8 protein-coding genes and 1 pseudogene are annotated in these 12611 nt (G+C 61.2%); 4 read left to right on the forward strand and 5 right to left on the reverse strand.

The window, feature by feature from the left end; all coding sequences use genetic code 11:
- Positions 1-450: 450 nt before the first annotated feature.
- Positions 451-1581 carry a WD40 repeat domain-containing protein gene (locus tag V5E97_RS33415; RefSeq protein WP_406695868.1) on the reverse strand — a complete coding sequence of 377 codons (1131 nt, stop codon included), beginning with the start codon at positions 1579-1581 and terminating at the stop codon, positions 451-453.
- Between the two features lie 119 nt (positions 1582-1700).
- Positions 1701-3902, reverse strand: a complete 2202-nt coding sequence (locus tag V5E97_RS33420) for a KUP/HAK/KT family potassium transporter (protein ID WP_406695869.1) — start codon at positions 3900-3902, stop codon at positions 1701-1703.
- A gap of 370 nt (positions 3903-4272) precedes the next feature.
- On the opposite strand from V5E97_RS33420, the gene V5E97_RS33425 reads away from it, so the two are divergent.
- The 4 genes from V5E97_RS33425 (at position 4273) to V5E97_RS33440 (ending at position 7654) form a co-directional block, all read left to right on the forward strand.
- Positions 4273-5361, forward strand: coding sequence for a PrnB family protein (locus V5E97_RS33425; RefSeq protein WP_406695870.1), 1089 nt, complete (start codon positions 4273-4275; stop codon positions 5359-5361).
- 223 nt (positions 5362-5584) lie between these two features.
- Positions 5585-6436 (forward strand): transglutaminase-like domain-containing protein, encoded by an 852-nt coding sequence (locus tag V5E97_RS33430; RefSeq protein ID WP_406695871.1) that lies wholly within the window; start codon positions 5585-5587, stop codon positions 6434-6436.
- Between the two features lie 124 nt (positions 6437-6560).
- The gene (locus V5E97_RS33435; protein ID WP_406695872.1) at positions 6561-7328 is read left to right on the forward strand and encodes an exonuclease domain-containing protein; all 768 of its coding nucleotides are present in this window, start codon (positions 6561-6563) and stop codon (positions 7326-7328) included.
- Between the two features lie 50 nt (positions 7329-7378).
- Positions 7379-7654, forward strand: coding sequence for a hypothetical protein (locus tag V5E97_RS33440; RefSeq protein WP_406695873.1), 276 nt, complete (start codon positions 7379-7381; stop codon positions 7652-7654).
- Between the two features lie 62 nt (positions 7655-7716).
- On the opposite strand, the gene V5E97_RS33445 is transcribed toward V5E97_RS33440, so the two are convergent.
- The 3 genes and pseudogenes from V5E97_RS33445 to V5E97_RS33455 form a co-directional block, all read right to left on the reverse strand.
- Positions 7717-9708, reverse strand: coding sequence for a fructose-bisphosphatase class III (locus V5E97_RS33445; RefSeq protein ID WP_406695874.1), 1992 nt, complete (start codon positions 9706-9708; stop codon positions 7717-7719).
- Positions 9709-9886: 178 nt separating this feature from the next.
- Positions 9887-10609: a type IA DNA topoisomerase gene (locus V5E97_RS33450; RefSeq protein WP_406701257.1), complete on the reverse strand. Its 723-nt coding sequence runs from the start codon at positions 10607-10609 to the stop codon at positions 9887-9889.
- 57 nt (positions 10610-10666) lie between these two features.
- Positions 10667-12333: pseudogene (locus tag V5E97_RS33455) on the reverse strand (DNA topoisomerase 3); the annotation flags it as partial.
- Positions 12334-12611: the final 278 nt, after the last annotated feature.

Below are 12611 nucleotides of genomic sequence, written 5' to 3' on the forward strand. Positions count from 1 at the left end.
AGTGAAGAAGGGAAGCAACCGGCTTCGATTGGAAAGTGCTGTGACGAGGCTGGAGCCAAGTTTCGCCGAACCCGATTTCTATCGACTTCGTCATGCCTGCTCTTGGCATCAGCGTGGGGCCAGCGATCCCCGTGGGGGGGCACCGGCCCACGCAAAGCTTCGCTTAACCCGTCATGAACTTATCAACGATTTGCGATTGGTTGGCGGCCAGAATCCGATTTTTCCCGTGGGGTGGGCACGGCCTGCCATCCCGATCTCCTTGCCAAAACAGAAGTTAAGCTGGTGGGCCGTGCCCGCCCTACGGGAATTATTAGGCTGACGATGATGCCATGGCCGCTCGCGTTGACGGAGGGCGAAACGGGTTCGGCGAAGGCATGTGGGCTGGTCCCATGCGTCCTCAGTAGCACGGCCGGCCCGGTCATCATTCCCGCTTCAATCGGCGTTGCGATCCTAACGCTGGATTGCCGCCGCCACTCTCCTGAGGATCAGCGTCGGCTCATCGTTACTCGAAACCAAATCCCGGCCGTCGGGTGAAAACGCGATCGGTCCCCACCCCTTCAGCTCCCCGATCATCCGAAACGTTGTTGAGTCCCAAAATCGGATTGTCCCGTCGTTACTCGTCGTTGCCAGGCATTTCCCGGCCGGGCTGAACACGACCTGCCTCGCCATTCCGGCAAAGCCTTGGAGCGTCGCGACTCTCTGGTCATTCGTGGCGTTCCAGATCGTCACCTCGCCGACGCCTTCGGGCTTCTGGGACGTTTGCGACACCCCGGCCGACGTGATGAACGTTCGGCCGTCGGGGGAGAACGCGACCGAATCGACGCTGATCGCGTCATTCTCCCCGAGCTGTTTGAGGAGGGAGGGGAACCTCAGAGTCGCTCGCACCCGGCCGCTGGCAACCTCCCAGACCTTGGCAACTCCGTCCCCGCCGCCGCTGAGCAAGAGTTTGCCATCGGGGCTGAACGCCACGGCGCTAACCCCGGCGGTATGACCCTTCAGAGTGGGAGATGGGTTGCCGGTCGCCACGTCCCAAATCACGACGTCGTTTCCAGGAGGCTCGACACCGTCCTTCCCGCCGGTCCATAGCCCCGCCGCAAGCCATTTTCCGTCGGGGCTGAATGCAATCGAACCGGGGGTCCAAGCGGGGGCCTTGATCGTCAGTCTGACTCGGCCGCTCGGGATGCCGCAGAGCCTGATGATTCCCGGATACTCGGCAATCGCTAAGAGGCTCCCGTCTGGTGAGAACGACACCGAGCAGACCCCGTCCGATTGCCCTCTGACGGTGATCTTTCGTTTGCCGGATCGCGTGTCCCAGACGACGGCTTGCCCTGGGCGTGACTTTTGCAGCAGTCCGGTGAACCGGCCGTAGCCGACGGCGAGCAGTGAGCCGTCGGGGGAATAGGCGACCGAACGGATCACATCGGAGTTCTGGTCCGGGTCGTCTTCAGGTAACCGGAAGGTGATTTCCTGTGCGGTGGCCATGTCGGTCCAGGCGAGGACAGCGGCTACGATCAGCCGCTGCGCCGTCGGATGCAGACGGGGAAGACCCAAGAAGTTCGCTGACGCCAACAACCTTCTCATGGATCGCCTCGGGCTTTAGGTGGTCCACACCGTCGAGCCGCGCTTAATTCGATTTCCCTCGCTGCAGACGACGACTCGAATGGTGAGAACACTCTCAGGAGGTGTGAACTTTTTGGAATTCACACCTGAACCGGTTTGAGCGTCTGCTCGGTTTCGATGATCTCCAACTCGGGGAGGGTCACCTTCACACCGACCCGGTTAAAGACGACCGGGATGATTTCCTTCGAGACGGCGGCGTCGTAGCCGAGACCGAGGAACTTGTGCGCCGGGGTGGAGAGGCGGAGGATGACCCGGAAGAACATAATTCGCAGCCACCTGAGGAAGGGAAGATCATCGCGGGTGATGATGTCTTCCTCACCGGTTTCGATGATCCAGCGATCGGAGGAGATGTCGATTTCCCCATTGGCCTGGAGCTCGCGGAGCGCTCCGCGAATGTCGGGCTGCTCCATGTAGCCGTAGGTTCCGATCACCGAGACGATATGCCGACCGAGGTCGATCACCTCGAACCGGCTATTTCCCAGGTCGGCCTCGGCCACCGAGAGTTGTTTGACGTGGAAGAGCGTGACGTGGGACGGGAGCACGCCGAATTTCTTGAGGAAGACGCGCATCGCCACGGGCACGTATTCGTCAAGGTCGCGGATCGGACGCGAACAGAGGAAGACGAAGGCACGATCGGTCTCGACGAGCCTGCGTCTTCCCTGCACAAGGGTCCGCGCCAGCGGCAGGTTCTCGTCGATCGAGAGCTGAATCTCATCGACCTTCTCACGGAGGGCGACGAGCCAGCTCATTTTCTTGCCGCCCTCGACACCGAAGGCGAAGAACGCTTTCGCCAGCTCGGCCCTTCCCCACTGCCAGGTGAGCATGATGGTGACGAGTACGGTGGCGATCGCCACCGGGTAGTAGCCACCGTGCGTGAACTTGAGAAGGTTACTGACGAAGAAGAGCAGGTCGACCACCATGATCGGCGTGCAAACAGCCAGCACTTTCCAGAGCCGCCATCCCCATCGGTAGTGCGCCACATACCCGAAGGCAAGCGTCGTGATCCCCATAGTGCCGGTTACCGCGATTCCATACGCCGCGGCCAGGTTGCCCGCGGTGCGGAACGCGAGGGTGATCATGACGCAGCCAAGGAACATGGTCCAGTTGATCGCCGGGATATAAACCTGCCCCTCCGCCTCCCGGCTGGTGAACTTGACCTCGAACCGCGGGCAAAAACCGAGTGCAATCGCCTGCTTGACGATGGAGAACATCCCTGTGATCAACGCCTGCGCGGCGATGAACGCCGCGATGGCGGAGATGACCATATCGACGGCCAGGATGATCTGATCGACACTTGGGTCGCCCGTTTTCGGTGTGAGGGCGTAGAATGTATTGGCGCGAGGCGGGACCCCTCGCTCAAGCAGGTAGCCAACCTGCCCGGCGTAGTTCAGCAGCAGGCAAGGCAGGACGAGATAAAACCAAGAGAACATCACGGGACGCCGGCCCGAATAGGCCGGGTTGATGCTCTGCCCGTCATGGACTTCGTTCTCTCCCCTGCGTGCGAAGTGGCCGATATCGGCATACTTCGCTTCGCCCCCCGTGATGGCCAGGACGACGACACCGAGGATCACGAAGAGGCCGATCTGGGGGAAACTCGCCAGGAAGCGGACTGCGTATGTTGGGTTAACCGCCAGAAAGACCTCGGGATTCCGAAAAATCCAAGGGAGGCCCTTCAAGGCGATCCAGGGGAACCAGATCAGCATCATGAACCAGCCGAAGAGGCCCCCCACCTGGCTCGTGCCGCGCCATTGTGGCTTGAAGAGGATGAACAGGCTGACCAGCGTCGCCGCCACCGCCCAATGTTCCCCGAGCGGCTCGTAGGCACCCAGCATACTGATCGGCGGGGTAATGACGCCGTCGGCGGCGAGGAGCCCTGCCGCCGCGACCACGAGGTAGCCGAGGAGCGTGATCCCGAAGACCTTCGCTGTTGCGCCTTTAAGGAGCGCCCAGAGGGCGAACGTCCCCCCCTCGCCGCGGTTGTCGGCCCGCATGATGATCAGGTCGTACTTGATCGTCAGGAAGATGAGGGCCCAGAAGACGAGGCTAAATCCACCGAGCGCTTCCGCACGAGTGACGAGATCACCGCCCGACTCGAGGAGAGTCGCCAGTTCTTCGCCGTGGGCATGATGCTTGAGGGCGACCGTCTCCCTGGTGATTTCCATGAGGGTGTAGAGTACGGATGTCCCGATATCCCCGTACACCGTCCCCATCGCCTCGCGCATCCGCGTGAAGAGGCTCCCACCATGAGCGTGGGAATGTCCCTGACTTCCCTTTTCTGCCATGTCCAAAGTTCCGCTCTCCACCCCGGCGAACGACCCGCTGATTCCGCGAAGTCTTCCACAAACTTAGCCAGGGAACCAGGAAAAAGGATAGGGGCGGCTCCACCGCTTTCGCTAACCAGATATTCGAGTCTGCCCTCACACCATTTCGCCATATCACCCCACTCTGCAGCCAGAGGGAGATCATACGTACTTTTTAGGGAGGGTGGAATCCATTGCAGCGACGATACGAAACTCTCAGAGAGCACGCTCGTGAGGCTGGCCGAGTTTGCTCGACCCTTTGCCAATTCGCGACCTCGGACGAATGATTCGTGTAGCGGCTGAGCTCGTCGTCGCGTACGGCTTTCGCATGGTACACGAAGAGGTCGTCAGCATGATATCGGACGCACAATTCGCCACGCATGGGTTTTTACCAGCCGAGGACCCTCTCAATTGTTTCGGGGATGACTCTGAGTTCGCTCCCTTGGATGAGCTGGGGGACAACTTGCCGAGCCTGCTCGAGGAACCTGGTTTTCGGTCGTACGCCCGGGGACTGAGGATCCCCCCCCTGCCCGATCGTGATCCGGCGCTCCCGGTACTCCAACTCTATTATGTCCGGCTGGGCTTTCTCGCCTCCGCCTATGTCAATCAGGTCGGCGCCGAGCCGGTGAGAAACCTGCCCACCAACCTTGCCGTCCCGCTCTGCGACGTCTGTGCTCGGTTGAAGCGTCCGCCGATCCTCAGTTATGACGGCTACGCCCTGTTCAATTGGAAGCGGTTCGACCCGGCCGGACCGATCGCGCTGGGCAATATTGAGACCGTCCAAAACTTCGTGAAGCTTTATGACGAGCACTGGTTCATTCTCGTGCATGTCGAGATCGAGGCGATCGCCGCGCGCCTGCTGGCGGCGTTCCTTGATGCGGAGAAGGCTGTCATCGCCGTCGATCGGCCGAGCCTTGATGCGGCGATGCAGGGAGTGATTGGGGCGATCTGGGAGCAGGTGCGGGTGCTCCGACGGATCCCCGAGAAGATGGACCCAGCCCTCTACTATAAAACGTTCCGCCCCTATATCAGGTTCTTCGAGGGGGTGGTTTACGAGGGAGTGGACATGGCTCCGTTTGACCACCGTGGCGAGACCGGCGCCCAGAGTAGTGTCGTGCCGGCACTGGTGGCTTTCCTCAAAATCCCACACAAGCCGACGCAACTGACCGACCACTTGGCAGACATGCGCCGGTACATGCCGGCCGACCACCGAGCCTTCCTCGAGCGAATCGCGACGATCCCGTCGGTCCGCGACTTGGTCGACCGCAGCCTGTTCAACGAGGCGCTGGAGGCCTTGGCTGTGTTCCGTGAAACGCATTTGGGGTTTGCTCGAGAATATATTTCTCGTTGGGTTGTTGATCCGAGGGGGACGGGTGGGACGCCGTACCTGGAGTGGCTGGGCCAACTGATCGATGAAACGCGCGCCTACAAACTCGTCTGAACCTGCTCCAGACGCGTGCCCAGGTCTCGATGTGGCGGAGAGGACGCGATCGTGGTTCGGATTGCGCGGGCAAAGCGGATGGCGCTGGTAAGTCTTGGTGGGGATGCCCGTACGAAATTCGTTCGGCGCCCCTTTATCGATCGCTGGGTCTGATCAGACCGACGTCTCGAACGGGAGGTAGACTGTCGAAGCAAATCATCGAAATGTCGGAAAGGGATCGTCCATGTTGCTGAGCTTGCGGGCCGTCGCGACCTACGAATTGACGGCCGAGACCTACCTGTATTTGATGGTTGAGCCTCCGCTCCAGGGCCCCGATCACAGAGTTGAGTACGAGTGTCTCTTCACTTCGCCCACAACCTCTTGCGAACTGCGGCGCGATCTCTACGGCAATCCGCAACGCCACCTCGTCGCCCCCAAAGGGCGGTTCACCTACGAATTCAGAGCCACCGTCGAGGTTGCCGCAAACGCGCCCCTGCCGCCGGATGCCATCGAGCATTTGCCCCAGGAGTTACCGGCCGAGGCGATGATTTATTTGTTGCCGTCTCGGTTCTGCCAGTCGGACCTGCTCACTCGGATGGCTAACGACGAATTCCGTAAGATTGCCCCGGGGGGAAGGCGGGTGCTGGCGATCAACGAGTGGGTGCGGCGGCACGTCGAGTATCGCTACGGGGCGACGAACTCCATGACCTCGGCGATTGACACGGCCACTGAGCGGATCGGCGTCTGCCGGGACTTCGCTCATCTGGTGATTTCCTTTTGCCGGGCCCTGGACATTCCGGCCCGCTACGCATCAGGGTATGCGCTGGGGCTCGACCCGCCCGACTTTCATGGCTTCGTGCAGGTCTACTTGAGCGGAGTCTGGCATAACCTGGATGCCACATTCGAAGGGGTCCGCCCCGCCTTGATCCCGATCGCCGTGGGCCGAGACGCCGCCGATGTGGCAATGACAACCTCGTGGATGCCCAACTCGTTGCTGGAGCAGTCCGTCGAGGTTCGAGAGAGCGCTAACCGTTTGCGAGCAGGTTGTTTCGAGTTTGACGATCATCGAGGTGAACGAAAACCAATTCCTGGATGAGAGAGATAACCGATACCGTGAGAGCAACCGGGAGGGTGAGCCAAGAACTCTGCTGAAGAATCCTGGGATTTCGACGGGCGAGAAACCGAACATCTTCAAGAGAGGACAGACGCCCGGAGGGATCATGCTCAAGAACATCCGATTGGAACGCCCCCTGGCCGTGATCGACCTTGAAACGACCGGGATCGACACGAAAATCGACCGGATCATTGAGATCAGCGTGTTGAAGCTGTTCCCCGGTGGTGACGCCGATCATCGGACCCGGCGGGTGAACCCCGGCGTGCCCATACCGCCTGAAGCAACGGCGATTCATGGGATCACAGACGATGACGTGGCCGACATGCCGTCTTTCCGGGGGATCGCCCCGAGCCTGACCAGATTCCTTGATGGATGCGACCTGGCCGGCTTTAACGTCCTCAACTACGACCTGAAGTTGCTTGTTGCCGAGTACAACCGGGTCGGACTCGGGTTCACGGTCGCCGGACGGAAGGTCATCGACGCCTGCAAGATTTACCACGGGCGGGAGCCCAGGGATCTGACGGCCGCCTTCCGGTTTTATTGCGGCCTCGAACACGAGGGGGCACACGGGGCGGCGGCGGACGTGCTTGCGACGGCGGCAATCCTCGATGCTCAGGTCGCGCGCTATCACGACCTCCCCAGTACGGTGGACGGTCTCCACGGGCACTGTAACGACCCGAGTGCCATGGATATGGGCGGGATGTTCGGGAAGGATGAGGACGGCGTAATCGTGCTGATCCGGGGTAAGTACAAGGGGAGGTCGCTGAACGACATCGCTCAGGCCAAGCCGGACTACCTGGAGTGGATGCAGCGTGAAGACTTCTTCGACGATACGAAGCGGATCGCCCTGGAGGCGCTCAAGCAGGCGTCCTGACGCGAGGCGTCCGCCTCGCTCGCGGCCTTCCGTGGAGAAATGACCCAAGCATGGATGATGACCTCACTCCGCCAAACCGACCGGGTCGATGCCGGCTCACACTCACGATCAACGGGCTTCACTACGGAGTCCGGCCCATCGACTCTCAAGACGACGCCGTCTCCAGGGCGTTCCGGCTGAGTCGTAAGGAATCCATCTTCGACGTGGCCCTGACCAGATACGGCCCTGTCTGCGACTGCCCTGACTTTATCTTCCGGCGGGATGGGCGGGACGCCCGCGGCTGCTTGCATATCCGGGCCATGTTTGCCGTCGGACTACTAAGTTAGGAGTCAGCTGGAAATGTCGGTTCCCCGGGGTACGAGGCCGAGCATTTGTGCAGACTGAATGGCTATCGAGGGGCCCAGGGTCGTTGTCCGCTCTGCCGCAACTCATTATTGCGGTAAGCCTCGATCAGTCGCTCGAGCATCCTGACTTCGCCGCGAATTTGGTCGCCCCGTTCGGTGTCGGCGACTCGGTGGGGGCGGTCCCAGGTCCGGACCACCGAGACTTTGGGGATAATGTCCACGCCGTCGCGAACCGCGGCCTCCACCGACTCGAAGTGCGAATGCTCGGCGAGCAGCGTCCGGTCAGCCTCCAACACCAGGGTGTAGCCGTGGTCGCCGTACGCTTCGGAGAACGCACCATCGATCGTGATTGCCTTGCCACTCCGTTTGATCGGGTTCTCCCCGGTCTCGATTCGCACCGGGACGTGGCCATTGACGATCAGAGCCTCTTTCGGATCGACGTTGAACTCGCGGAGGATCCGGTCGCAGAACCAGGGTTCGTGAATCAGCTCGAAATACGGATTTTTGGTCTCGTGGTGTGTGGTCTTGTCGGCAATGAAGTCGCGTTCCATGGTCGTGATTCGGTCTTTACCGAAGAGTGGTGAGCGTTCTCCACCCCAGAGATACCAGAGCAAGTCCAGGTCTTTCACGGCACGCTGATCCGCCGTCCGCAGGATAGCCTTGCCGATTGCGTCGAACAGCGCTCGACCTCCCAAGTGCTGTCCCTCAATGCTCATCGTGAGAAACTGCCCGTCTCGGTCGACCGGTACGCAGCCGTGGAAGATCAAGCAGCCGTCGCGAACGAGGTACATCGAGCCGTGGCTCACGAGGTAGAGCATATGCTCACCAAGCTTCTGGCTGGCCAGGAAAGAGCGACGAAGGCGGTCGATGCAGAGCTGTTCCTCCTCGGTAAGCTCGTAGGGGGCGGCAGGATCCAATGTGGGCAGGTACGTGTCTTTCAGCGGATATCGGACGCCGTCAACCGTGATCGACTTTTCGGTCTGGTCGATGTGGTGAAGTAGGCGGCGGTGCTCCATCTGCCAATGAGGGTTGCGCTCGATCACCTGCCCTTCGAGCTTGAACTGCATCACTGCGGCCGCCTTCTGCATTCGGGCGACGATCTGGTCGGGGCGCATGCCGCTCGCCTTGGGCATGAAGCCGGATGCGGGGTCGTCGGCATACACGGTGCGGGCCAGGTGCTCCAGCGGAGTGAGGGGAATGCTGTACCCTTCGTCGAGTTGGCCCAGTCGCCGGTACCGCAATGAAAGCCGGAGGACGTGGCAGATGAGGGCCTCGTGGCCGAAGCTGGCCCCCAACCATGCGACGTCGTGGTTGCCCCAAATGAACGAGACCTTCGGCTGCTGACGCAAGTAGTCGACCACGCGATCGCCCCGCGGTCCCCGGTCCCAGCAGTCGCCTCCAATGATCAACTCGGAGATCGCCAGGTTGCGCACGAGCCGCGCCGTGAGGTGAATCAGGTGGAGTGCCTGGCCTCGGCGAAGGAGTTCGTCGACGATGGCTTCGACAAAGGTCTTGTCGCGCTCCGTCGTTGGCTGGTGAAGCATCTCGGCCATGAGATCACGGTACTCGGCCGGGAAGACTTCCATGGCCTGTTTCAGGCTGTAACGCGCCGCCAGGACGCGAACCAGCTCAAATTCATGACGAAGTGTTCGGGTGCAGAACGAACGGAGTTGTTCCGGGGCCAGCAGGGTCTGTTCCAACCGTTCGACCATCTCGGCCGGGTAGAAGATGAGTGTCAGGAATTCCTGGAACTCCTCGGCGGTCATCTTTTCGGCAAAAAGGCCCTGAACGAGCGGACGTAGGGTGCCGGAGGCGTTGTTGATGACGTGCCTTAGTTTTTTGTCCTCGCCGTGGACGTCGCTGATAACGTGAACGGTCCCCTTGGGCAACGTGAGCACCGCGGCCAGGCGAGCGATCTCGGCCGTGGCCGAGTCGACGTCCGGAAATCGGCCGGACAGCGCTTGGAGCGTGATCAGGTCGTAATCACGGAGACACCGACCATCGACGTCATGCTCGATAGGGGCCTGCGGGTCCATTGGTTCTGGGCTCTTGAGGTCGGGAGAGTGGTTGAGCACAGACCATCGCTCAGGAACGCGAGATTGTCAACGCGGTTGAGCGCCTGGGTTGTGACCTGCGTCGGCCGAGTCGACTTCACGGGCGAGGTAATTGCCCTGGCAGGTCATCGTTCCCAGCCCGGCCAGCCGGTTCCGCGTTTCATTTCTCGAAATCGAAGCGAATCTCGCCTCCATCAACTTTTAAGCGAGCCTCGAAACGCTTCCCTGCTTTCGATTGGAAACCCTTGAGCACGGCCGTCCGCCCCTGCTTGAGGAGTGCCTGGACTGCGCGGATGCCAATCGATTTTCCCGCGATCTTCTTCCAGATCGTGAATCGGCAATCTCCCTTCGAGCCAGCGCACCTGTAGGCTTTCTCCTGTTCGACGACGCCAGCTCCGCAGAGGGGACATGCGCCGAGCGCGACGGATGCGAAGCTCGATTTCTCTTCGCCTGTAGGGACGTTCTCGGAATGTTGGGGAGCCGCCCCTCGTCGGCCCGTTCGCGGTGATTTCCGCGGGGAGTCCGGTCGACGACTCGGTTTCTTCGGTTGTCTCGGCTTCCCGGCCGGAACGGGGATCTCGGTCACGTCCCCTGTGTCCGTTAGGTGAAGGATCACGCCGCTCGGGCCATTGGCCCCTGCTATCCCGAAGAGCACGCGTCGCTGCAACAGTTCGCGGACTTCACCCTCCCCGAGGGTGCGCCCCTGGAACTCTCGCCAGAGCACGAATTTACATCCGTCGCGCCAGCCGGAGCAGCCGTAGCCCTTCTTTCCCTCGATCACCGGGCGGCCACAACGCGGACAGTCGCCGAGCCGGTGCGGGTCGACCGTGGTTTCGTCGCCGGAGCGAATGACCTCGCCGGTATAGTGGGCGATTTCGCCCATGAAGCTTCGGGCGTCGAGTCGACCGCGCTCGATTTCTCGGAGCTTAGCCTCCCACTCTCCCGTGAGTTCGGGACTCTTTAATCCTCGGATTTGAATGAGCGCCACGAGGTAACGGCCCAGGTCCGTCGCGGCCAGCGTCTTCTTTTCCCGAGTGATGTACCCCCGCGCAAGCAGGGTCTCGATGATCGAGGCCCGTGTCGCGGGCGTTCCGAGCCCCCGCTCCTTGAGCGCTTCCTTGAGTTCCTCATCGTCCACAAGCTTCCCGGCCGTTTCCATCGCTCCGAGGAGGCTCCCTCGGTGTAGGATTTGGGCGGACTGGTTTCTCCTCGCTTGACCGTCGGTTCGTGAGGGCCGCTCTCGCCGGACCGGAATTCGGGAAGATCCTGTTCCTCCTCTTTCTTGTCATCCTGATTCCGGGGATAAAGCGCGGTCCAGCCGGGGTCAACGATTCGAACACCCCGGGCCCGAAACGGGACCGTGTTCGAGAGCCCGGAGACGGTTGTCACTTCCTTGAGGCAAGGGGGATAGAAGGCGGCGATGAAGCGGGTGACGACCGCATCAAAGACCTTGCGAGCGATTGGCGCGAGATCGCCAGGCGTCTTCCCGGTCGGGATAATCGCATGGTGGTCGCTCACCTTCTGGTCGTTGATGATTCGCCCGCTGAACGGGAGCGCCTTCAGGTCGAGCTTTTCAATCTCGCCTGGCTTGAGAGAGCGGAGCTCGGCCAGAATTGCGGGCACCTTCGCCTTCATATCGCTACCGAGGTAGCGCGAGTCGGTTCGGGGATAGCTCAGGAGTTTGGCTTCGTAAAGAGACTGGGCCGTTTTCAGCGTGGCGTCGGCCGACATTCCATACCGACGGTTCATGTCTCGCTGCAGATCCGTCAGGTCATAGAGCTGTGGGGGCGGGACTCGTTCGGGCTTTCGGTCGATTCCCCGGATCGTGAAGGGATGCCCTTGCACGCGTTCAAGGACTGCCTGGGCTTCCTCTTCCTTGAGGAACCGGTTTCCCGCGAACTTGAACGTGACCGCGCGATAGCGAGTCAGGAGCTCCCAGAACGGCTCGGGCTTGAACGTGCGAATCTCGTCGTCCCGTCGAACGATCATCGCAAGTACGGGGGTCTGAACGCGTCCGACGCTCCAGAGTAGCCCAGGGGTCCGATACCGGACGGTGTAATAGCGGGTGGCGTTCAGCCCGACGACCCAATCCGCTTCGCTCCGGCAACGAGCCGCGGCGAACAAGGTGTCGTAGTCAGAAAGAGGTCGGAGGCGAGCAAACGCTTCACGAATGGCCGACTCGGTTAGCGAGCTGAGCCAAAGCCGTTTGGAGGGCTTGGCCACGCAGCCGGTCAGGTCGAGGATGTAGCGGTAGATGAGCTCGCCCTCTCTCCCGGCATCCGTGGCGCACACTAATTCGTCGGCCGCGCGGACGAGGCGGCGGATGACCTCGAACTGTTTGCGGGCGCCCCGGTCTTCGATCACTTTCAGTCCGAAGCGATCGGGTACGAACGGGAGAGTCTCCAGCGCCCAGCGCTTCAGGGCCGGGTCGTAGTCGTGGGGTTCCTTGAGGGTCGCCAGGTGCCCCAAGGCCCAGGTTACCTGATATCCTCTCCCCTCGTAGTACCCGTCGCGGCGCGTCGTGGCGCCGAGGAAGGCGGCCAGCTCGCGGGCGACGGATGGCTTTTCGGCAATCACGACTTTCATGGATTTCCAGGGGCGGGACATGCCCCGCCGCTTCCTCGCGATGAATTCTCGGGGCCGACTCCGAACGCGGACGAGCCATCGAAGGCGGGTCGTCCGAAATCAGGTGCCTACCGACAGGACGGATAGGGTCAGGATCTTAATCCACCCCGATTCTGTTCGATTGTACACATTCGGCTTTTCCGAAGGTAGGTCCGCAGTCTCTTGTTAAGAAACCCCGTCCGTTCGTGTTTCAGGATGATATCGTCGCAACCCGAGTGACTCATCGGTGGAATTCTGCCAGGCGGGCCGCCGGTTCAATT

This window comes from Singulisphaera photorubra (assembly GCF_045290345.1).
In the GTDB taxonomy this organism is placed as follows: Bacteria; Planctomycetota; Planctomycetia; order Isosphaerales; family Isosphaeraceae; genus Singulisphaera.

What these genes read in the sequence shown, in the direction of transcription:
- V5E97_RS33415 (WP_406695868.1), bottom strand. Translation starts at nt 1,581, where the DNA reads ATGAGAAGGTTGTTGGCGTCAGCGAACTTCTTGGGTCTTCCCCGTCTG.
- V5E97_RS33420 (WP_406695869.1), bottom strand. Translation starts at nt 3,902, where the DNA reads ATGGCAGAAAAGGGAAGTCAGGGACATTCCCACGCTCATGGTGGGAGC.
- V5E97_RS33425 (WP_406695870.1), top strand. Translation starts at nt 4,273, where the DNA reads ATGATATCGGACGCACAATTCGCCACGCATGGGTTTTTACCAGCCGAG.
- V5E97_RS33430 (WP_406695871.1), top strand. Translation starts at nt 5,585, where the DNA reads ATGTTGCTGAGCTTGCGGGCCGTCGCGACCTACGAATTGACGGCCGAG.
- V5E97_RS33435 (WP_406695872.1), top strand. Translation starts at nt 6,561, where the DNA reads ATGCTCAAGAACATCCGATTGGAACGCCCCCTGGCCGTGATCGACCTT.
- V5E97_RS33440 (WP_406695873.1), top strand. Translation starts at nt 7,379, where the DNA reads ATGGATGATGACCTCACTCCGCCAAACCGACCGGGTCGATGCCGGCTC.
- V5E97_RS33445 (WP_406695874.1), bottom strand. Translation starts at nt 9,708, where the DNA reads ATGGACCCGCAGGCCCCTATCGAGCATGACGTCGATGGTCGGTGTCTC.
- V5E97_RS33450 (WP_406701257.1), bottom strand. Translation starts at nt 10,609, where the DNA reads ATGGGCGAAATCGCCCACTATACCGGCGAGGTCATTCGCTCCGGCGAC.